Origin of the sequence: Paenibacillus sp. P2(2022) (assembly GCF_029522175.1) — a bacterium.
GTDB classification, from domain to species: domain Bacteria; phylum Bacillota; class Bacilli; order Paenibacillales; family Paenibacillaceae; genus Paenibacillus; species Paenibacillus polymyxa.
Genome location: NZ_JAKWFI010000006.1, coordinates 153,413 through 174,752, shown reverse-complemented (window position 1 = coordinate 174,752; position 21,340 = coordinate 153,413). Strand labels below are relative to the sequence as shown.

General features: G+C 46.0%; 20 protein-coding genes. 13 read left to right on the top strand and 7 right to left on the bottom strand.

The annotated features are described in order from the left end of the window. Positions 1-19 precede the first annotated feature (19 nt). On the top strand, positions 20-439 hold the full coding sequence (gene arsC / locus MMB75_RS19455) for an arsenate reductase (thioredoxin) (RefSeq protein WP_045244987.1): 420 nt from the start codon (positions 20-22) through the stop codon (positions 437-439). A gap of 156 nt (positions 440-595) precedes the next feature. Here the strand turns inward: arsC and MMB75_RS19450 are convergent, their stop codons facing one another. From MMB75_RS19450 to MMB75_RS19440, 3 genes are all read right to left on the bottom strand, one after another. Beyond that, positions 596-1,846 carry an ABC transporter permease gene (locus MMB75_RS19450; RefSeq protein WP_045244988.1) on the bottom strand — a complete coding sequence of 417 codons (1,251 nt, stop codon included), beginning with the start codon at positions 1,844-1,846 and terminating at the stop codon, positions 596-598. After that, complete coding sequence (locus tag MMB75_RS19445) at positions 1,830-3,149, bottom strand: HlyD family secretion protein (RefSeq protein WP_025365889.1); 1,320 nt, start codon at positions 3,147-3,149, stop codon at positions 1,830-1,832. The genes MMB75_RS19450 and MMB75_RS19445 overlap by 17 nt, the downstream gene beginning before the upstream one ends. 136 nt (positions 3,150-3,285) lie before the next feature. Beyond that, entirely contained in the window at positions 3,286-3,819 is a 534-nt protein-coding gene (locus MMB75_RS19440) for a MarR family transcriptional regulator (RefSeq protein ID WP_045244989.1), read from the bottom strand. Positions 3,820-4,059: 240 nt separating this feature from the next. Here MMB75_RS19440 and MMB75_RS19435 point away from each other — a divergent pair, with 240 nt between their 5' ends. Continuing rightward, the gene (locus MMB75_RS19435; protein WP_025365888.1) at positions 4,060-5,235 is read left to right on the top strand and encodes an alanyl-tRNA editing protein; all 1,176 of its coding nucleotides are present in this window, start codon (positions 4,060-4,062) and stop codon (positions 5,233-5,235) included. A gap of 12 nt (positions 5,236-5,247) precedes the next feature. Here the strand turns inward: MMB75_RS19435 and MMB75_RS19430 are convergent, their stop codons facing one another. Continuing rightward, the gene (locus MMB75_RS19430) at positions 5,248-5,949 is read right to left on the bottom strand and encodes a YoaK family protein (protein ID WP_025365887.1); all 702 of its coding nucleotides are present in this window, start codon (positions 5,947-5,949) and stop codon (positions 5,248-5,250) included. Positions 5,950-6,142: 193 nt separating this feature from the next. Continuing rightward, a complete protein-coding gene (locus MMB75_RS19425) occupies positions 6,143-6,661 on the bottom strand; it encodes a DJ-1/PfpI family protein (RefSeq protein ID WP_017425587.1) in 519 nt (172 codons plus the stop codon). A gap of 149 nt (positions 6,662-6,810) precedes the next feature. On the opposite strand from MMB75_RS19425, the gene MMB75_RS19420 reads away from it, so the two are divergent. Continuing rightward, a complete protein-coding gene (locus MMB75_RS19420; protein ID WP_016820397.1) occupies positions 6,811-7,203 on the top strand; it encodes a winged helix-turn-helix transcriptional regulator in 393 nt (130 codons plus the stop codon). Between the two features lie 167 nt (positions 7,204-7,370). Here MMB75_RS19420 and MMB75_RS19415 read toward each other — a convergent pair whose 3' ends face one another. After that, positions 7,371-7,706, bottom strand: coding sequence for a winged helix-turn-helix transcriptional regulator (locus MMB75_RS19415; protein WP_013312049.1), 336 nt, complete (start codon positions 7,704-7,706; stop codon positions 7,371-7,373). A gap of 256 nt (positions 7,707-7,962) precedes the next feature. Between MMB75_RS19415 and MMB75_RS19410 the strand changes: the two genes are divergently transcribed. From MMB75_RS19410 to MMB75_RS19385, 6 genes are all read left to right on the top strand, one after another. Further along, positions 7,963-9,060, top strand: coding sequence for an FAD-dependent monooxygenase (locus MMB75_RS19410; protein WP_031462271.1), 1,098 nt, complete (start codon positions 7,963-7,965; stop codon positions 9,058-9,060). Positions 9,061-9,143: 83 nt separating this feature from the next. Then, complete coding sequence (locus MMB75_RS19405; protein ID WP_016820395.1) at positions 9,144-9,908, top strand: GTP cyclohydrolase II; 765 nt, start codon at positions 9,144-9,146, stop codon at positions 9,906-9,908. Then, positions 9,905-11,005: a bifunctional diaminohydroxyphosphoribosylaminopyrimidine deaminase/5-amino-6-(5-phosphoribosylamino)uracil reductase RibD gene (gene ribD, locus MMB75_RS19400; RefSeq protein ID WP_016820394.1), complete on the top strand. Its 1,101-nt coding sequence runs from the start codon at positions 9,905-9,907 to the stop codon at positions 11,003-11,005. Before MMB75_RS19405 ends, ribD begins: the two co-directional genes overlap by 4 nt. A gap of 563 nt (positions 11,006-11,568) precedes the next feature. Next, on the top strand, positions 11,569-14,493 hold the full coding sequence (locus MMB75_RS19395) for a glycosyl hydrolase (RefSeq protein WP_016820393.1): 2,925 nt from the start codon (positions 11,569-11,571) through the stop codon (positions 14,491-14,493). A 42-nt stretch (positions 14,494-14,535) separates the two neighbouring features. Next, entirely contained in the window at positions 14,536-15,165 is a 630-nt protein-coding gene (locus MMB75_RS19390; RefSeq protein WP_016820392.1) for a class I SAM-dependent methyltransferase, read from the top strand. 805 nt (positions 15,166-15,970) lie between these two features. Beyond that, positions 15,971-17,089: a slipin family protein gene (locus tag MMB75_RS19385; protein ID WP_016820390.1), complete on the top strand. Its 1,119-nt coding sequence runs from the start codon at positions 15,971-15,973 to the stop codon at positions 17,087-17,089. 56 nt (positions 17,090-17,145) lie between these two features. Here the strand turns inward: MMB75_RS19385 and MMB75_RS19380 are convergent, their stop codons facing one another. Further along, entirely contained in the window at positions 17,146-17,559 is a 414-nt protein-coding gene (locus MMB75_RS19380) for a chemotaxis protein CheW (RefSeq protein WP_016820389.1), read from the bottom strand. A 275-nt stretch (positions 17,560-17,834) separates the two neighbouring features. Here MMB75_RS19380 and MMB75_RS19375 point away from each other — a divergent pair, with 275 nt between their 5' ends. The 4 genes from MMB75_RS19375 (at position 17,835) to MMB75_RS19360 (ending at position 21,322) form a co-directional block, all read left to right on the top strand. Next, complete coding sequence (locus MMB75_RS19375) at positions 17,835-18,770, top strand: sugar-binding transcriptional regulator (RefSeq protein WP_016820388.1); 936 nt, start codon at positions 17,835-17,837, stop codon at positions 18,768-18,770. Between the two features lie 209 nt (positions 18,771-18,979). Then, entirely contained in the window at positions 18,980-19,642 is a 663-nt protein-coding gene (gene deoC / locus MMB75_RS19370) for a deoxyribose-phosphate aldolase (protein WP_016820387.1), read from the top strand. Positions 19,643-19,672: 30 nt separating this feature from the next. Continuing rightward, positions 19,673-20,068, top strand: coding sequence for a cytidine deaminase (locus MMB75_RS19365; RefSeq protein ID WP_016820386.1), 396 nt, complete (start codon positions 19,673-19,675; stop codon positions 20,066-20,068). 75 nt (positions 20,069-20,143) lie between these two features. Continuing rightward, positions 20,144-21,322 carry a NupC/NupG family nucleoside CNT transporter gene (locus MMB75_RS19360; RefSeq protein ID WP_016820385.1) on the top strand — a complete coding sequence of 393 codons (1,179 nt, stop codon included), beginning with the start codon at positions 20,144-20,146 and terminating at the stop codon, positions 21,320-21,322. Positions 21,323-21,340 lie beyond the last annotated feature (18 nt).

Genomic DNA, 21,340 nt, shown 5'->3' with positions numbered 1-21,340 from the left:
ATTGAAGGAGACGCTGATGATGGACAAGAAGATAATTTATTTTTTGTGCACTGGTAATTCTTGCCGCAGTCAAATGGCAGAAGGCTGGGCTAAACAATACTTGGGAGACCGTTGGAATGTATACAGTGCGGGCATTGAAGCACACGGCCTCAACCCTAAAGCGGTGCAAGCGATGAATGAAGTTGGGATGGATATTTCCGGTCAAACTTCAGATATTATTGATTCTGTTTTGCTGAATAGTGCGGATTTAGTTGTGACCTTATGCGCAGATGCTGCCGATAAATGTCCTATTACACCTCCGTACGTGCGCCGCGAACATTGGGGATTTGACGATCCGGCTAAAGCACAAGGAACAGAAGAAGAGAAATGGAGCGTATTCCAGCGTGTACGGGATGAAGTAGGGGCTCGTATTCGAAAATTTTCGGAGACTGGCGAATAAACAAGGTGCACAGCTTAGGAAGGGCGAACTCAGGCATACTTCCTTAAAAGGGCGGTGTTTGTTTGGCATTTTTGAAATAGAAGATCTTCATGTTAATGAAAAAGGGTTAAGGCTCGTTAGACGATACTTAACCCTTTTTATTTTACAGACGAGACTCTATCCTTTTATAGGCTCGTGCATAGGTGCTGATGGTGCCCCTTGCATAGATAACCCGCCGCCAGTTGAGCTTGCTGGAATAACGGGATGTGGCGATCCCTTTTCTAGAGCAGCGCCCGCAGTCTGCTTGGTCAGCTTCTGTTTTTCCCACAGTGCTCTGGCGATCACCAGCATGGAGAGTACACCGACATATAGTAACAAAGATCCGAGTTCCGGAAGCATCTCCTGAAAAGATGCACCGCGCAGTCCCATGGTGCGGAGGAATTTGTACATCCATACGAAGGGAAAGAAATCACCGATTTGAATCGCTAAAGGTGGAAACAGTGATCTGGAAAGAACGGCCCCCGATAGTACAAAAGCAGGCATGAGCACCATCACCATTCTGCCAATGGCAATCCCCGGATGTGCAGCGCCCCATGCAACCAGAACATTGAAGCATACGGTACCGAATACATACAGGACAACCGGAATCATGAAGAGGATCGGATTGGCTTCGAAACGACCTCCCCCAAACATTTTAAGCATCCCGAGAGAGAAGATTAAGCCAGCCGTCGAAAACAGCGTATAAGGAAGAATACGCAGTAGGATGTTGAACGGATTTTGCAGTTCGGCAGCCAGTCTCTTGGAAACCCTTAGTCTGGCGACGATAGGTAAGCTATTGATATTGAGTATCATAAAAGAGAACATACAAGTGAATGCAAGTATCGTCGTATTCTGATAATCATTGGTTGGGTTAAACAGGGAACGCACCTCCAAGGCAATACCATTGAGAGCTCCCTGAGCCTGTTCGGCGTTCATCCCCGTTTTCAACATAGCTGGAACAGACAGTTCCATATTCTCAGAAACGCTAATTTCCTGCATAGCTGTACGAATGGAAGTAATAGATTGAACGTTGGTATTATCAAGAATGAGACCCACGCGACTGGAAAGGGAACGATGGTGATTGTCCTCTAAACCGTGCGGCAGGGAAATAACGGCTAAATATTTTTCGTGATAAAAATACTGCTCAGGGTTGTCCGTAAACGAAACAATCTCTGCTACGTTGATATATGGAGAAGCATCTATCTTCTGGATCAACTCACGGCTGTAGGCTGTGTTGTCCTGATCCACCACTACCACGTTAGCATCGTTAATTTGGCTGCTTGGGAGCAGCAGGGAGTACCCCAGCACTGCAATCAGCGGGAAGATGATAGCTATGATCGGATACTTGGAGTGAACCAGATACGTCCATTCATCACGAAGTGATTTCATTCGTATTCACCTCAACTGTCATGCCTGGTAGCAAAGCGGCTTCTCTTGTTACATATACACGTACTTGGAATGTGGCGGTGTCTGCCTCACCTTTTTCACGGGACATCTTTACATTAGCGAATTGCGGCGCAGCGGTCACATAACGTACGGTACCTTTCAAGTCCTTGTTGAGAGCAGATACTCGGGTTTTAACTTCTTGATTGGCCTTGAATTTACCCGCTTGTTCCTCATTGACATACAGATCGTAATATAAATCGTTGGTTTCCAGGGTAATCACAGGCGCTCCTTGCGCGACATTTTCCCCGACTTTTGTACTAATCGAAGTAACCTTGCCATCCTGTGGTGCCTTTAATACCAGTCGCTCTTTTTTGAGCAGCAATGTTTTAAGCTGAACTTCCTGTGTGTCTTTTTGTTGCTTTAAAAGGTCGATAGCCAACTTCTGATCTGCCAACTGTTGACGGCTTTGCTGAATGGTTTCCAGTTGGGTTCTGGAACGATTGACGGACAATTGGGCACCACGGATTTCCTCCTCGGCTTGTTTTACCGCAACCGCTGCTTGTGTGGTCTGTTCACTGGCCTGCATACGTTCTTCAGGAGTAGCGCCATGGAGCAGCTTTTGAAGAGACTCCTTTTGCTGGCTCAACTGATTTGTCGCTAAAGTCAATGAGGATTCAGCATCATCTAACACTGCTTTGGATGCACTTCCTGCATCATAAAGTGCTTTATTACGTTTGTAGTTAGTCTGAGCCGTCTGAACGTTTTTGGTGGCAGAAGCTACGGCAATTCGTTGCTGCTGAACATCTTCATCCCGAGCACCATTATTGACCTGTTGTTCCGCAGCAGTGGCTTGACGCTCAGCTGCCTGTGCCCGCAGCAGTGCCGCTTGGCTTTTGCTCTCAGTGACTTGAGCTTGCGCGATATCCAGCTGTGCTTGTTTTTCCTGAGTTGTTGCTCGTGTGTACCCTAATTGGATGGATTGTTGCTGTTGGCTGATCTGTGTATTGAACTGCGCAATTTGTGTCCGCAGCTGCTCAATTTGCAAATCCACATCTTTGGAATCCAAAGCCATAAGGACAGTTCCTTTTTTCACTTTCGTTTCTTCTGTTACCGGGATGTTTAGGACTTTGCCGCCTACTTGTTCAAAAGATACATGAATGCTATCAGCATTGAGCGTTGTGCCTTTAACGGATCGCGAAGCAGTGACTTGATCTTGTCCGTTAGTCTGAAGCAGGAACCCCCCGCCGATCAGACAGGCAATAGAAATGACAGGGATGATAAGGCTGGTGACTTGTGTGCGATTCATGGGTAATATGCTCCTTAAGTTCATAAAATGGATTCAACCTAGACTCGAATAAATATCCTGATTATGTACATTTTATTTATTCTATTATTTAATAATTTAGATGTTAGCCGGCTAACTAAAATGCAAAAATTAAAACTTACTCTGGCTTTGCTGCTTTATATATCTCTTTTGCTTCAGGGATGCCGCTTTCTATTTTTTTCAGTAATGTCAGGAGCAGTTCTTTTTCATCGTTGGATAGATGGCTCATCAGTGTGGAAGTGCATGTAAAATGTACAGGCAGCAGTCTCTCTATCATTTCTGTTCCTTGTTCGGTCAGTTTAACAATACTCATACGGCGGTCGGAAGGGTGAACGGATCTCATAATAAGCCCATCGCGTTCCAGACGGTCAAGCAGACCGGTAACGGTAGGCTTGCTAACCCCTACTTTCTCCGCAAGCTCTGTAGCCAGCAACCCTGTTTGAATGTTGCGATACAGGAGAATTAATATTGAAAATTTTCCGTGAGATATACCAAACTTCTCAAAGCCTTCAAAGCTGACTTTAAAAAGACTGGAGGATACGCGCATAAAAAATAGCATCGCTTCTGTCGCTCTTACATCAATCTCTGGGATACGCATAGAAAATTCTTGCAGCGCTTCACGAGTGGGCAAATCCCGTAAATCAAAATCCATGAGGTTCTCCTTTCTTCTTACATTGTGTTCCAGTCGACAAATTAGTTAGTCGACTAATCTTAATCGATTCAAAAATGAATTTCAAGCTAAATTTTGTTAATCGTCATGCAGATTTTTCACTATATGGAGGTTGTCCGTGCAGTAGTTTAAGCTATTCACTACATTGATATTTACAGTGAAGTGCTTGATAATAAGTGGATATCGCACGAGACAAAGATACCCAAAAGTGAGGGACCTGACATGGCGACAAAATTATATTACACCGCTCCAAATCTTACGGAGTGGGACACTCATATTACACAGAGCATGGAAAGAGACGGAGCATTTTTTGTTATGCTCAAGGAAACGGCCTTTTATCCGCATGGCGGAGGTCAGCCATGTGATACAGGAACGATTCAGGGCATCCGTGTATTAGATGTGGTTCTTGAGGATGGGGACATTTGGCATCAGGTAGAACGTTTGCCAGAGGAGGAGAAAGTGGCCTGCCAATTGGATTGGGAGCGCAGATTTGATCATATGCAGCAGCATAGCGGGCAGCATTTGCTGTCAGCGATTTGTCTGGAACTGTTGGGTGCGCGTACAGAAAGCTTTCATTTGGGACAAGAGTACGCCACAATTGATGTCAACTGTTCTGATATAACATCCGCGCAGCTATCGGCAATCGAGCAGGAAGCAAATCGGCAAATCTACAATAACCGCAGCATAAAAAGTTATTTTGTAACCCATGAGCAATTGAAGGACATTCCGCTTGTGAAAATGCCTAAAGTAACAGAAAATATTCGGATTGTTGAGATCGAAGGCATTGAATATAATGCTTGCGGCGGTACACATGTGGCTCAGGCCGGGGAAATCGGGATGATTAAATGCTTGAAATGGGAAAAGCAAAAAGGGATGGCAAGAATCCATTTCAAATGTGGTGCTCGCGCACTCCAGGACTTTAATGAGAGTGTTCGGATTTTGGACGTGTTGTCTGCGAAGTTCAATACTGGGCGAAAGGATATTTTGACTCGATTCGAAAAATGGGAGCAGGAGCATAAGCAGCTCAAGGCGCAAGTGGAGTTTCTACAAGAGGAAAATGCATCGTACCAAGCGAAAGAGCTGCTGTCTGCTGTACAGGGGCATGTTCTTGCTCATGTATTTGAACAAAAATCCATTCAGGAGATGCAGCAATTGGCTGCCAAGCTGACAGCTGAGCATGATTTGCTTGTTTTATTTGCCACAACAGCCGAAAACAAAATCATTCTGGCACATAATGGTAGCCAATCCGTTAGCTGCGGAGCGTTTTTGAAAGAGAATCTGGGCGCGTTTCAGGGCAAGGGGGGCGGTAGCAACCAATCTGCTCAGGCAGCATTTTCGTCCCGCGAGAACCTCTTGAATTTCTTTGAAACGGCCCAGCGGCAGTTCATTCAGGGCTAATATAATGGAGGATTAGTGACGCAGCGGTAGCTTCCACTTTTCCTCTTCTGTAAATAAAATAAAAGAAAAAATAAGTGCAACAACAGCGCCCCAAACGGCTTTATCCCCAATCGTCAAAGTCAGAAATCCCCCCAGCAAGGCTCCTACCAAGAAGGCAGCCAGGATGACACCATAACGCATCGCTCGAATGGCAGCGTTCGTGTCCTTGGTCGTTACAGCGACATACACAGCCTCGATAGCTGATCGAAGGTTACCGGTGCTGACCGTGGAGGTGTACGGCACATCAATGAGCTTGCGGAAGGAAGTCATTTGCACGGAAGCGACGAATGAGACGATCACCACTACTACCGTATTGGGAACTCCTTGCGGAATCAATCCCACGATGAAAAAAATCGCGATTTCCAGTAAAAGAATTGTGCGGGTCCAGTCTGGAGTTAAACGGTGGGTTGATTTGCGTTTAATCCCTTCAGCAACAAAAACCCCCAGTGAAAAGGCGATCAGAGGCGGGATATAGGATAATGCCTGAACCCAGTGCCCCTGAATGACTTTGACAGCCAGCAGGACGATATTGCCTGTCTGTGCGTTGGCGAAAACACCGCCTCTTCCAACAAAGGTATATGTGTCCAAAAAGCCCCCTACTAATGATAGTAAGGCGCCCAGTCGTAACGATTCGGACGTTACCTGATGTAAATGGATTTTGCCTTTCATAAACACGGCATATAAGCCTCCTATACTAAACGTCGATTCTTTAAAGCTAACACGAAAATCCAGGACCATACAATTAAATTAATCACTTAAGCATGAAAATGACACAAAGAAGCCACATCAGGTCCCATACAATAGAAAGGACGCGATGCGGCTTGTTGGAGTGCTGCTTAAAGTGCCATCTGGAACTTCGAGAATATGCTTATTGCAGAGCTTGAACGAGTGCTTTACCAAACTCCTGTGCACCATCTGGGCCGTCGGCTGTAATAATATCGCTATGAGCGACGACATGCTGAGCGACATAGTCGGCTTGATGCGATTGGAGCTGATCCTTTTGCACATCCACGGGGTAGCATGTAGCCGTTCTGCCAGAGAGCAGGCCGGTTTGAGCCACAGCTACAGAGCCTGCGCAGATGCCAGCCACTAAAGTCTTTTGCTCATGAGCTTGTTTCAGCAGAGCTTGGAGATCCGCGTTATTCCACAGATGATCATTTGTTCCTGATCCGCCGATTACAGATACCACATCATACTCAGCCGGCACAGCGTCTGTAAAGACAAGATCAGCCGTCGCTTTACCGTTGTAGTCACCCATGATTTCGCCTGTTTTTGTACTGGCTAATGTTACAGTAACACCTGCTTGCTCCAGCGCTTCTTTTGGTTTAAATAATTCATCCTCATTAAAGCGCTCTGGGGGTATAATAAAAAGAGCTTTTTTACTCATACTCTATTCCTCCTTGAGTGTGTAACGTTATTTACTATTGTAGGGTGGCTTCGTCGGGCTGTGAAGAATGCACTTTCAAGTACGGAGGTTACCTGCAGGTTACTATTCATGTGGAAGATCATGATGATTTCGAAGGAGTTAATTGATATATGTCTGATACGCTGAGAGAAGAAATACGGGAGAAAATTGTAAACGGAGACTACAACTGCGAAAAGGAATTAACGCTATCTGTGCTGAGCGGGAAATGGAAGGTCGTTATTTTATGGCATCTGGGTGTCGAAGGGCCGCACCGGTTCAGTGACCTGCAAAGGTTGTTTCCGAAGCTGTCGCATAAAGTGCTGACCAACCAGCTACGGGAGTTGATGGAGGACGGTATTGTACACCGGGAAGTGTATCCCGAAGTGCCTCCAAAGGTGGAGTATTCGATGACTGAGCTGGGGATGACGATTTTACCGATTGTGGAGATGATGTATGACTGGGGGAAAAAACGGGTGCAATCCATCCGTGAGGAAATGCAACGCAGCAGTGAGGGAAATGTTTAAATCTTGGATGCGATCTTAGATGGACCTTTAACACTCCGTCATATAAAAAAATAGAACGCCTTGCACGATGAGTACGAATTGTACCTAGAGCAAAGGCGTTCTTTGGCATGTTAGCAGTCTGTGTGTGGATCATGTTAGCTAGGAAAAATAGCTGTAGCCCATATGGATCATTGCTGTTCAAGTGCTGGTAAAACCTCAATCCAGCGTGTAGCCCAAGTACCAATATGGTCAAATAAAGGAGCTAAATCGCGTCCCTTATCCGTAAGGGAGTATTCAATCCGCACAGGCTTTTCAGGATAAACCATACGTTGAATGATTCCTTCTTCCTCCAGCTCTTTCAAACGGTCCGAAAGGACTTTTCCACTTAAGTTAGGAATTGAATTCTCAATAGCGACGAAACGTTGCGGACCATTCGTTAGTTGAAATACGATCAACACCGTCCAACGCTTGCTCAGTAGCTCCATAGCCTTTTCAAACCGTGGGCACATCTGCGGAATATTCATGTGATCACCTCATGCTCCTATTATTAACGATTCACTGTTAAAAGTAAATGATTTTACTTTACATAAATTTATTACTTGACGAAATCGAATGATATAAATATACTTTGTTACATAAAGTAACTTGTTAGCTTTGATACGGAGTTTAAGATGTAAATGCTTAAAATTTGAACTTAATTTGATATGATTAATGATGTAATTAAATGAACAGATACGGACGAATCGTTGAGGTTATGGTTTGGGTGCAGGGGGAAGTCGGATGAAGCTAGAATGTGAAGTGTGCGTAGTTGGAGGGGGACCCGCAGGGACTTTGTTATCCTGTCTACTGGCGGAGCAGGGTGTTTCAACGATATTGGTTGAGCGGCAGAGCGTGCCCGGAAAGGCTTTCCGCGGTGAAATTTTAAACGATGAGGGTCAGGAAGTGATCCGCAAACATAAACTGCTCGAACAAATTCATGAGGATCATATTCTCGCCTCCACAAGAATCGAATATTGGCAGCATCAGCAGCAGGTCAAGACGGTTGAGCCAGCTTCAATCCATGGTAATGTAGGGGTGCATATTCCACAACCTCGATTTTTGGATGCTCTGCTCAAGCAGGCGTCCACCTACGAGTCTTTCCGTTACCTGGCAGGTACAACTGTGACTGCGTTGGAGGGTGACAGCGAGCAGGGGTACACGGGCTTGACCGCCCGCGATAAGAACGGTCATGAGATTACAATTCATAGTTCTTTGATTGTGGGGGCAGACGGACGCTATTCGACTGTGCGCAAGCTGGCGCAGATGCCTGTGACTAACATTCGCCACGGCTATGATCTGCTATGGGCCAAAATCACGGCACCTACCGGGTGGGAGCCCGTCACTCGTCTAGCCCTGGTCAACGGAGGTCAGTTGGCTTTATTCTCGCAGGCTGAGGGCTATATCCAAATTGGCTGGAATGTGGAGGAGGGGAGCTTTTCCACCCTGTTTAAGCAATCTTTTGAACCATTTATACAGCTGTTTACGGAGGCTTTTCCAGATTTAGAGCATAGTGTGCATGATCACATTCGTTCATGGAAGGACTTCGTACCGTTGGATATTTTCAGCAGCCGTAGTGACACATGGGCACAGAATGGACTGGTCCTGATTGGAGATGCGGCGCATACCATGACACCTACGGGAGCTTTTGGTTTGAACGCTGCTTTGAAGGATGCCGATGTGCTGGCCAGTGAGCTTCTTCGTTTACGCCAGCAGGTATATACCGCAGAAGACCTGAAGGCTTTCGAAGATGGACGACGGCAGGCTGTCACCGAGCTTCAGGAGCGTCAACTAATCTTGGAGTCCACGTTTCATGAACATTTCTTACACATAGTTAAATGATATAAAACCCCGACAACAACGATTAGCCTGAGAAATGTGAGGCATTTCATATATAGAGTTTATATAAAGGATGGTGCAGAGAGATGAATATTAAAGATGTAGCTACGCTACTTAACGATAAAATTCAAACTGTTCGTGGAGAGCAATCCTCGACAATTTTGGTAGGACCGATCAAGCTGCCAGTTAATTTAGAAGGGGAAACGGTTGTTTTTCAATGGTATTGCTGGCTACCTGTACGGGACGAGGAAGATCGCCAGAACTTACTGAATGCCAATGCTGAGACGATCGTGAAGCGATTGTCCACACTGAACTTGGCGGAGGGACAACAATCAAGTGTATTGGTGTACGGGGATCTCCAACAGTCCGAAAATGCATTAGTTCGCATGCATAGTATTTGTCATACTGGAGATATTTTTGGTAGCAAGCGTTGTGATTGCGGATTTCAACTCCATCAGTCGATGAAAATGATTGTGGAACATGGAACAGGTGCATTGTTCTATCTGGCAAATCATGAAGGTCGCGGAATCGGTTTGTTTAGTAAAGCCATGGCTTATATTCTACAAGAAGAAGGCATGGATACCGTCGAAGCCAACCATCAGTTGGGTTTTGAAGATGATACACGCAATTATGCGGATGCCATTAGTGTGCTTCAACATCTGAGACAAAAACCAGTAACTCTGATTACAAATAACCCTAAAAAGCTGGATGCCTTGAAGAAGTCGGGTATGAATGTGGCGGGACGTATGCCGCTCTGGGGCGATGTGTCACAATATAATGAACGGTACTTGAATACAAAAGTAGAACGATCCGGCCATTTGCGGGATTCCGATCTCAGGGAGGTTCTATGAACACTCACGAAAAATATATGCGCCTGGCACTGGAAAATGCCAGAAGTGCCAAAGGGCAAACAGAACCGAATCCGCTCGTCGGATCAGTCATTGTTAACAATGGCCGTATCGTTGGGATCGGCGCTCATTTGAAGCCTGGTGAGCCACATGCCGAGATTCATGCCTTGCGTATGGCGGGGGAACACGCTCAGGGAGCGACGATCTACGTAACGCTGGAGCCGTGTTCTCATCACGGCCGGACAGGCCCATGCGCGGAAGCGATTGTGAAGGCAGGCATTCGTCGGGTGGTCATTGCAGCACTGGACCCGAACCCGCTGGTTTCCGGCAGAGGGGTACAGATTTTGAAAGATGCGGGCATTGAGGTCATTGTCGGCGTATGTGAGCAGGAATCCATCCGCATGAATGAAGTGTTCAATCAATATATCGTGAGCAAGCGACCTTTTATTACAATCAAATCGGCAGTAACGCTGGACGGTAAAATTGCAACTCGAACCTCTGAAAGCAAGTGGATCACATCTGAGGCTGCACGGGAGGATGTGCATCGTCTTCGTCACGAGCATGTAGGCATCCTGGTCGGTGTACAGACCGTGATTCATGATAATCCTCAGCTTACGACTCGTCTACCAGAAGGACGGAATCCGATTCGTATCATTCTGGATAGTAAGCTTCGAATTCCATTGGATGCTCGTGTCATTACAGATGGAGAGGCGCCGACCTGGATATTCACAGGGCGGGCTTATGATGAAGGCAAGCGAAGCCAGCTGGAACAGCTCGGTATAAAGGTTTATCCGACACAGGATGAAAACAGTGAGCGGGTCAACCTTCCGCAAATGCTGGACATTCTGGGGGCGGAGGAGGTCTCGTCCGTATTCGTGGAAGGTGGGGCCGAGGTGAACGCTTCGTTCGTGCAGCAAGGACTGGCAGACAAGCTGGTGCTGTATATGGCGCCGAAGCTGGTTGGAGGGCGCGCAGCCCCGGGCTTTCTCGGGGGAGAGGGCGTGTCTGCGATGAGCGATGCAGTGGCCTTGCAGGATTTGAGCGTAACACAGGTTGGCGTGGACTGGAAAATAGAAGGGTATTTTGGGCGAGGAAAATGAGTGAGTTGTTTCGGGTGGAGAAGGAGGCTCCGCGAAGGGGTTGATCTTCCGATCGCTGTTGCAGTGGGATTCTTCGGATTGTATAAGATATTTAAAGGTAAGAATCCCACCGCAAAGTCACTCATTTTTCGAAATGGTGTGGAGCATGGGAAGGGCAGGAGAAACTAAACACTTAAAAGCTCAAACTCATTGATTCAAAAACTTATAAATTCAAAAGAACAGAGGATCTGAAGGGCTAAAAAGGCCTGGAGGATTCTTTTTTTATATACTAAACGTTTATTAGGGTGAATGGTTAATGGGGTGAATAACTCATAAGGTGAACGTCTTATGGGGTGAAATCAAAATGACATAATTACTTAATACAAAATGACATGATTTTTGGGTTTTTCGTCCTGGTTTCTTGTGTATTTTTAGAGACTTTCGCCTCGTTTAGTTAGATTTTAGAAATATAAGGATTGACCTGGAAATAGAGATCAAGCACAATGAAGTTGAATTCAGCTTGGAAGAAAAGGGAAAAGCCTTGCAGGGAAAGGGATAAGAGAATTCAAAGGAGGATGTTGGTTGTGAAAAAAATGATATTATGCTTGTTAAGTGCCAGTCTGATATGTTTAGCTGCACCGGTTTCTACTAAAGCCTTTTCGGGTGAGGTCACACAAGGCACAGGCTCCTATTCAACCACACTACCTGCCGGAGCAGCTACACCGCAAAACGAAATTTATAAGACAGCGAATGTAACTAGCCCAATGCCTACTAACGACTGGTGGAGCAGTCTGGCCTGGGTGCCCTACTCCGAGGCTCAATATCCGCATCCACTTGCCTTGAAAAATCAGCAAAACGGTCTGCGCATCTTTAACCCAAGCGGTAAAATTACGGTCAATCCGGGATACATCGCAGGCTGGATGGATGATGTGAATGATTTTACCATTGGTCATTCTGAAAGCGCTTCATTTCCGGATGCCAAGGTGGATGCCTTCAGTGACTGGTTTGTCAGATCCTTACTTCAAAGCGGCAGCAACAAAATGAGTGCTACCTATGGACATGGCTCCCCCTATGTTTTTTTCGAGTTTGGCGGCGGTAATCCCAAGCTCTCGTTCAATGAGGTACCCAAGGTCTGGTCTGGCTCCGCTAGTTCTCCTGTGCTTGGCATTACGATCAATGGCTCACACTATGGTCTGTTTGCTCCTTCCGGTAGCACCTGGTCTGGTCTTGGGACGAGTACTCTAATCAATCAATTGAACGGGAAAAACTATTTTACAGTGGCGGCTTTGCCTGACAATACAACGGCGACCTTGGACAAATTTCAGCAATATGCCTATTCTTTTGTTACAGACTCCAAAGCACAGTACAGCTACAACGAAGCCTCTTCCGAGGTAACAACCACCTTTACCGTTACAACAACCGCAAAACAAGGTACACAAGCGGGTACTATTTTTGCCTTATATCCACATCAGTGGAAAAACTCATCACAATCTCTACTGGGCTATACGTACAATTCTGTACGTGGTCTGATGAAAACAGCGGAAGGGGCTTCTTTTCAAACGAAGATGAAGTTTACAGGCGTGCTCCCTTCTTTGCCCGATTTGGGGTCTTATGATAAAAATAAGCTGAATAGTTATATAGACGAAGCGAAAGCAGAAGTCTATTCTGGCGATGGTGACACGTACTGGACTGGAAAACGTTTGGGCAAGCTGGCAGCCTTGGCGCCAATTGCCGACCAGGTGGGCAATACTGTAGCAGCGAGCCAGTTCCGCAATGAGATTAAAAGTCGGCTACAGGACTGGTTTAAGGCCAGCGACAGCTCAGGAAACCTGAAAAGCTCGAACCTATTTGTGTACAATAGCAATTGGGGGACATTAATCGGTTATCCCGACAGCTTTGGCAGCGCGGTAGAATTAAACGACCATCATTTCCATTATGGATACTTTATTAAGGCTGCGGCCGAAATTGCACGGGTGGACAAGAGCTGGGCATCCAATTCACAATGGGGGCAGATGGTGCAGCTGCTCATTCGCGACATTGCCAATACAGACAGGTCTGATTCTAAATTTCCGTATTTACGTAATTTTGATCCCTATGCCGGCCACACCTGGGCTTCCGGTCATGCCAAATTTGGCGACGGCAACAACAATGAATCCTCCTCGGAAGCGATGAATGCTTGGGCCGGTCTGATTTTATGGGGCGAGGCGACGGGAAATACCCAAACTCGTGATCTGGGCATCTATCTATATACAACGGAAATGAATGCGATTAACGAATACTGGTTTGATGTACAAGGTACAAACACCCCTTCAGGGATGCAAAGTGCGACGGCAAGTATGATCTGGGGTGGTAAAACGGTCGGGAATGCTACATGGTGGACCAATAACCCCGCAGAGGTGCATGGCATCAACTGGCTGCCGATTACTTCTGCTTCCTTGTATCTGACACAATATCCGGAATATGCGGCTAAAAATTTTAGCAATCTGCTGCAAAAAAGCGGGGGGAATTTCAGCCCGTGGGAAGATATCGTGTATATGTACAGAGCGATTTCGGACCCGTCCGATGCCAAGGCCAAATTCAGTGCACGCGTAGCGGCGATGACACCGGAAGCTGGGAATTCCAAGGCGAATGCCTACCACTGGATTTATAACTTGGATGCTGTTGGCAACATCGACCGTAGCGTCACTGCCAATTCACCTATTTATGCCGTATTTCATAAGAACGGTGTAAAAACCTATGTGGCCTACAACTTTACCAACCAAGAGAAAATAGTAACCTTTTCAGATGGACATAGTATTACCGTGCAGCCGAACAGCTTTAATATCGGAAATGGAAACGGCGGCGGCAATCCACAACCTGATATAGAGGCCCCAACCAGCCCGGCCAATGTGCGAGCTACGGCCAAAACGGCTTCGGCGGTTACGCTGGAGTGGGAGGCAGCTACAGATAATGTTGGCGTAACGGGGTATATCGTGTATAAGGACGGGACTCAGGCGGCTGAGATAAACGGCACTTCCGCTTCAATTACAGGACTGAATGCAGCGACCGCTTATAGCTTTACCGTCAAGGCTCGTGATGCAGCCGGTAACCTGTCTGCGGCAAGTCGTGCTGTATCGGTAACTACGGAGGCAGCATCTGGCGGCAATGAGGGTGGCGGAGAAACGGAAGATTACACCGTACGGGCCCGCTTTGTCAGCGATCGTGAAGCACTGATTCAATTTACCCCCAAAACAGCCTCAGTCTATGTTGACGTGCATTATACTTTAGCAGGTGGGCAACAGCTCAACTACCGGATGACCAACAACGCCGGTGTTTGGGAGCAGCGGGTTAAAGACCTCACCATCGGAAAGGCTGTCAGCTATTGGTTCACCTATGAAAAGGCGGGATTGCAATATGAGACGCCTTCATTCAGCTATACCCACCAGACGGCCTCTACAACGACAGGGGTTTCCGAAATTTCCGCGACCGAGGCGTTGGACACGTTCCAGCCCGGGCTTGCTCCTGAATAAATTCGAAATTATGGATATGATAATTATAGAGGAGATAAAGGTATGACAGAATTTTGGGAATCCAGTTTTATAGAAAATCAAATGATGTGGGGCTTTGAACCTTCAGACTCAGCAATTCTGACCAAGGACTTTTTCATTGAAAAGAACGTTAAGAATATATTGATACCTGGTATTGGATATGGTAGAAATGCCAAGGTTTTTATGGACAACGGAATACATGTTACAGGTATTGAGATTTCAAAAACAGCGATTGATTTGGCAAGACAAAAAGGGCTCAATATCAGTATTTTTCATGGCTCCGTAATGGATATGCCTTTTGATAACAAGCTTTATGACGGCATATTTTGTTATGCGCTTATTCACTTATTGAATAAAAGTGAGAGAGAGAAATTTATTAAGGATTGCTATCATCAGCTAAAGCCAAATGGATATATGGTTTTTACGACTATTTCAAAGGAAGCTCCGATGTTTGGAAAGGGAAAGCAGCTAGGTAAAGACTATTTCGAGATCATGGAAGGGGTAAACATGTTTTTTTATGATGCTGACTCGGTAGAACAAGAATTCGGAAAATATGGATTAACAGAAATTTCGGAAATTGTTGAGCCACATAAAAATATGGAAAGCAAACCTCCATTCAAATTTATCATGGTCAAATGTCACAAAGAGCTGTAAGGTGAATGGTGAGAGAACGACACGAGGGAAGCACATATGCTTCCTCCGTGTCTTTTTTTGTTTTTTATGGGGTCGTAATACTTTCGCCATGTTCGTGAGTGCAAGGGTGCGCAATAATGATAAAGGCTGATACAGGAAGATATTACCGAGGCGAGGATTTCCAAAGGTCCCGCAGTGCCTGCCCTAATCGGATCAGGTATCCTGTAAATCTGATGTATCCACCAACAATTAGGGTTCGATTCCCAATCGCCTTCCAAGCGACTTTTGGTAGAGTATTCGAATGGACGAATAAAACACTGAAAAGACCCCGATAAGAGTATCCCATGTCTGGTCTTGATGACAGATGCCGGAGCGATGGCTATGCGGTCAGCGGATACCGGAGAGAGCAAGCGCCGACAGGACCCGAGGCTACAGGAATACGGATTCACAGTCGATGTTGGGCTGGTGAATTCCATCCCCGAAACACGGGAACAGGCGGCTCCTTTCTTTTTCCTTAAGCTTGGCCCCGCCCTCCACACGGAGGGATGCTCTGCAAGGGTCCTACCTCTGCTATAACAAATAAAAATAAAGAATCCTCATTTTAAAAATGTGTTTTGACTCAACGTGCGAATAAGCGGAGCGGTCCGTTTGAATCTGGAGAAGCGAAGCGTTCGCCTTTGCACCTGAATTTTAACCCTATAAGGGGTTCATCAAATCCAAAAATTCAGGAGCAACAGCGATCGGAAGATCAAATGGAACGTGGAGCCGCTACACGCGGAAAATGTACATTTTTAAGTTGAGGATTTTTAACACTAGGAGTGATACGATGTTTAAGAAGATAACGATTAAAGCCGATGAGCGCGGACTGCTGTTCAAAAAAGGAAGCTACCACAAGTTGTTGCTCCCAGGGACTTACCTATTGAAGACATTTCAGCAGGAAGCCGTTGAAATTTTGAATGTAGCCGAATCATTTTTTGTACCAGATCATGATATTCGTTTGTTTTTGACAGATCCTCTATTGCTGGAGCAATTGACTGTCATCGATGTAGAGGACCATGAATATGTGCTGCATTATGAGGATAATCGGTTTGTAGAGCTGCTGACAGCAGGGAAATATGCATTTTGGAACATGCTTAAGGAGCATCGTTTTGTTCGTGCAGATACCCGGCAGCCTGCCATTGATAAGGCTTTGGGGCAAGCATTCTTGTCCAAGACACCGGGCTTCTGGAAAGCCCTTCAGGTGGCCAGTCATGAATTGGGGTTTTTGTATTACGATAATGTGCTGCAAGGTGAACTGAAACCGGGCAAATATTATTTCTGGTTGTCCACGGTGAATACAGAGATCAAAACATTAGATATGCGACAGCAGCAGATGGACCTGATGGGGCAGGAAATCATGACTGAAGACAAAATCACGCTGCGTCTTAACTTCGTCTGTCAGTACCGGATCATTGAGCCGCTACGGGCGTTGGAATTCAGAGCATACGAGGAACAAATATACATTATGCTTCAACTGCTGCTGCGTGAATACGTGGGCACAATGAAGCTGGATGATTTGCTGAAAATGAAGCAGGAGATCGCGGAATATGTCTTGACACGACTGAATGAGCAGAGCGGTGAATATGGGGTTACTTTTACATCCGCAGGGGTGAAGGATATTATTTTGCCGGGGGATATCAAGGATATTCTGAATACGGTGCTATTGGCAGAGAAGAAGGCACAAGCCAACCTCATCACACGACGTGAAGAGACGGCATCCACTCGTAGTTTGCTCAATACGGCCAAGCTGATGGACGAAAACTCCACCCTCTATCGTCTCAAAGAGCTGGAATTCATGGAAAAAATCTGCGAGAAGATTGGTACGATATCGCTGACTGGCGGAAATACGCTGCTGGAGCAGCTAAACACGTTGGTTCATATGAAAGAGGGGCAGGGACTCCAATAACGGAAAATACTCCCGAACGATGAGTGCAAGCTGGCTCAAGGTTCGGGAGTATTTTTTTAGTTCGTCTTGGTGGATGCGAGAAAAGCGTCCATATCGATCACCGGAATGAGAGCACCCCGATGCTCCATCACAGTAGGAAACAATTCGCGTTGCCATTCTTCCTCATTGCTTTGTAGCTGACTGTCTTCAGCAGATGCCGTATCCTCCACCTGATCGACAAGCAGGGCAATCTTCGCACGACTGAGCAAAATCATTTTGTCCTCGGAGGAGTCGCTTGATGCGGGGAGAAACAGTTTCTTGCGTAGGTTAAGGATTGTAAATACATCGCCACGAATGGTCACCATTCCTTCATGCCACGCCTCGGAAAAGGGGAGCGGTGTCCCTTTTTTGGCATTCATGACTTCTTCGACTTCCAGAAAGTTTAACGCGAACTTCTTGTCCGCCAGACTGCACACAATATATTCAGACATAGCAATTCTCCTTACATATTCAGATAAGTCCATCACAAGTTGTGAACTAGCGATAAATTGGGTTAACTATTGCGTTTTAACAGACGGAACGATAAAGTGGAGGATGCGGTAAAATGGTTTTAGTTAATCACAGAATATCACAAACGAGCAGTTAAATCTTCCAAAATAACAACCAACCGGACAAGGCGTGGCTTCGAATTTCCCTTCATATATAGTGTTTGGAGCTGAGGTCGTGTCCGATGCACTACATTTTAAGATAAGCGGGTTGAGGTAGAATGGATCATGAAAAGCAGCGGTTAAGTATCGAGGCAGCCAGATTATACTATCTGAACGACTATAGCCAGCAGGATATCGCGGTCAGACTCGGAGTTTCACGGCCTACGGTATCGCGGTTACTTCAGGCTGCCAAGGAACAGGGATACGTGCGGATCAGTATTGTGGACCCCATGGAGGATATGGACGCGCTCGGAGAGCAGGTGAAGAAGAAATACGGGCTGGATACCGTGCTGGTCTGTTATTCGCCATTAAATGAATATCAGGAGATCAAGAAGCATATTAGCAAAAAAGCAGCCGATTATTTGCATGAAACGGTACAGGATGCTGATATTATTGGAGTGACATGGGGAACAACCATGCATGCGGTGGCGCTTCATCTCCAGCAAAAGCAGGTCAAGGGAGTTGAGGTAGTTCAGCTCAAAGGAGGCGTAAGCCATTCACATGTCAACACTTATGCCGTGGAAACCGTGAATTTGTTCGCAGAAGCCTTTAACACCATAGCTCGGTATTTGCCGCTGCCTGTAATTTTCGACAGTCAAGCTGTTAAGAAAATGGTCGAGGAGGATCGGCATATCCAGCGTATCATTGAACTTGGCAAGCAGGCGAACATTGCGGTGTTTACGGTGGGGACGGTCAAGGAGGATGCGCTGCTGTTCCGATTAGGTTATTTTAACCATGAAGAGCAGAAGCTGCTGCAAAAAATCGGCAAGGGCGATATTTGTTCACGCTTTTTTGACGATGCGGGCAATATATGCAGTCAGGAAATCAACAGCCGTACCGTTGGAATTGATTTACCTGAGCTGCGAAAGAAGGAGAAGTCCATCCTTGTAGCTGGAGGCCAGCGCAAAGTAGAGGCCATTCGGGCATCACTGCGTGGCAAGTATGCGAATATCTTGGTGACGGATCAGTTTACAGCACAAGCACTTTTGCAATAGAACCTGTGGAGCTCAATTCAATTAAACATGGTTACGGTGTATGCCTACAGGGTAACATGAATTGTAGGTGAACGGCTTGTGTACAAGCGTGAACATAATTTCAAAATGTGTTTTACATATGTTCAGTGCCGTGCTATGATGATCTCATCACAGAGAAATAAACGATTCATTTTCTTCACACTATTTATTAAATGAAGGAGCCTTTAGATATGAACATTGCAGCATTAATCGACCATACATTGTTGCGTGCAGATGCGACGAAGGATGAAATTACAAAACTGACTGCTGAGGCAAAAAAATACCAGTTTGCTTCTGTATGTGTGAATCCGGCGTGGGTAGCTTATGCAGCCGAACAGCTCGCAGGCACAGGCGTGGCTATTTGTACGGTTATTGGGTTCCCACTGGGAGCTAATACATCGGCAACGAAAGCATTTGAAACCAAAGATGCTATTGCTAACGGTGCAACTGAAATTGATATGGTAATTAACATAGGCGCTTTGAAGGCGCGTGATGTACAGCTCGTTGAGCAGGATATCCGTGCGGTTGTGGAAGCGGCTGCGGGTACACTGGTAAAAGTAATTATTGAAACCTGCCTGCTGACAGACGAAGAGAAGGTGCTGGCGTGTGAGCTGTCCGTCAAAGCCGGAGCGAATTTTGTGAAAACTTCGACGGGTTTCTCTACAGGTGGAGCTACTGTGGAAGACGTAGCGTTGATGCGCAAAACAGTAGGACCTGATATTGGTGTTAAAGCTTCTGGCGGCGTACGCAGCTTGGAAGACGTACAAAAATTAGTAGAAGCTGGCGCAAGTCGGATCGGTGCAAGTTCCGGTGTGAAAATCATCGAGGGCGAGCAATCTACATCTTCCTACTAAGTTTATTTTAAAGTCATGGAGGGATTCGCGATGAAGGATCAATTGATTCAGAAAGCGCTTGAGGCGCGTAATCAGGCATATGTTCCGTATTCGAATTTTCAAGTGGGTGCTGCGGTTCTTGGGAGCGATGGCACGATTTATCACGGATGCAATGTGGAAAATGCCTCCTACGGCTTATGTAATTGTGCAGAGCGGACAGCGATTTTCAAAATGGTATCCGAAGGCTGCCGAAAAATTGATTCGATTGCGGTAGCAGCTGATACGGAAGGACCTGTGTCTCCATGTGGGGCCTGTCGTCAGGTCATTTCCGAATTTGCTCATCAAGATACCAAAATTTATCTGACAAACCTTCATGGCAATACGGAAGAGTGGACGGTGGATCAATTACTGCCGGGTGCCTTTCGACCTGCGGATCTGGGAAAATAAAAAAAAGAATGCCTCTTTGGGGCGCATTCTTTTTATGGGCAATGTAAGCGCTTAATGTAATGAGGGGGAATTGAAATGAAATATGTAATCGCTTTGGTGGGATTGCTCGTTGTATTTGCACTTACTTACGTTGCCAGCAGTGACAAGCGTAAAATCAGGTATCGTCCGCTGATAGTTATGGTTGTTCTGCAAGCAGCGCTTGCTTTCGTATTGCTGAATACAGAGATTGGTGAAATTCTAGTCAAAGGTTTTGCAAAAGGTTTTAATAGTCTGATTGGTTATGCTATGGAAGGGATTAACTTCGTTTTTGGCGGAATTGCGAATGAAGGAGCAGCACCGTTCTTTATTGGTGTACTGCTGCCAATCGTGTTCATATCCGCACTGATCGGGATTTTACAATATGTAAAAGTGCTTCCTTTTATTATTAAATATATCGGGCTTGTCTTGAGCAAAGTAAACGGAATGGGTAAACTGGAATCCTACAACGCTGTAGCTTCGGCTATCTTGGGTCAATCCGAGGTATTTATTTCCGTTAAGAAGCAAATTGGTCTGCTGCCAAAACATCGGCTGTATACATTGTGTGCATCTGCGATGTCTACGGTGTCCATGTCGATTGTGGGAGCCTACATGCAAATGTTGAACCCCAAATATGTGGTTACCGCATTGGTGCTGAACCTGTTTGGCGGCTTTATTATCGCTTCCATTATTAATCCATACAAGATTGAGAAGGAAGACGATTTACTGGAGGTTCAAGAGGAAGAGAAGCAGTCCTTCTTCGAAATGCTCGGGGAGTATATTATGGATGGTTTCAAGGTTGCTATTACGGTAGCTGCGATGCTGATCGGTTTTGTGGCGCTGATTGCCATGGTTAACGGTATTTTCTCATGGTTGTTTGGGATCAGCTTTCAGGCGCTGCTTGGCTATGTGTTTGCGCCGTTCGCCTTTGTTATGGGGATTCCGTGGAATGAGGCAGTGCAGGCGGGCAGCATTATGGCTACTAAGCTCGTATCCAACGAATTTGTGGCCATGCTGGATCTGACCAAGCAAACAGGCTTGTCCGAGCGTACGGTCGGAATCGTATCGGTATTCCTCGTATCCTTTGCAAACTTCTCATCCATCGGTATCATTTCTGGTGCTGTGAAGGGTCTGCATGAAAAACAGGGAAATGTAGTGGCCCGTTTTGGTCTGAAGCTGTTGTACGGAGCGACGCTGGTTAGCGTGCTGTCGGCAACGATTGCAGGGTTGTTTTTGTAAAAAAAACAGCGAATCAGG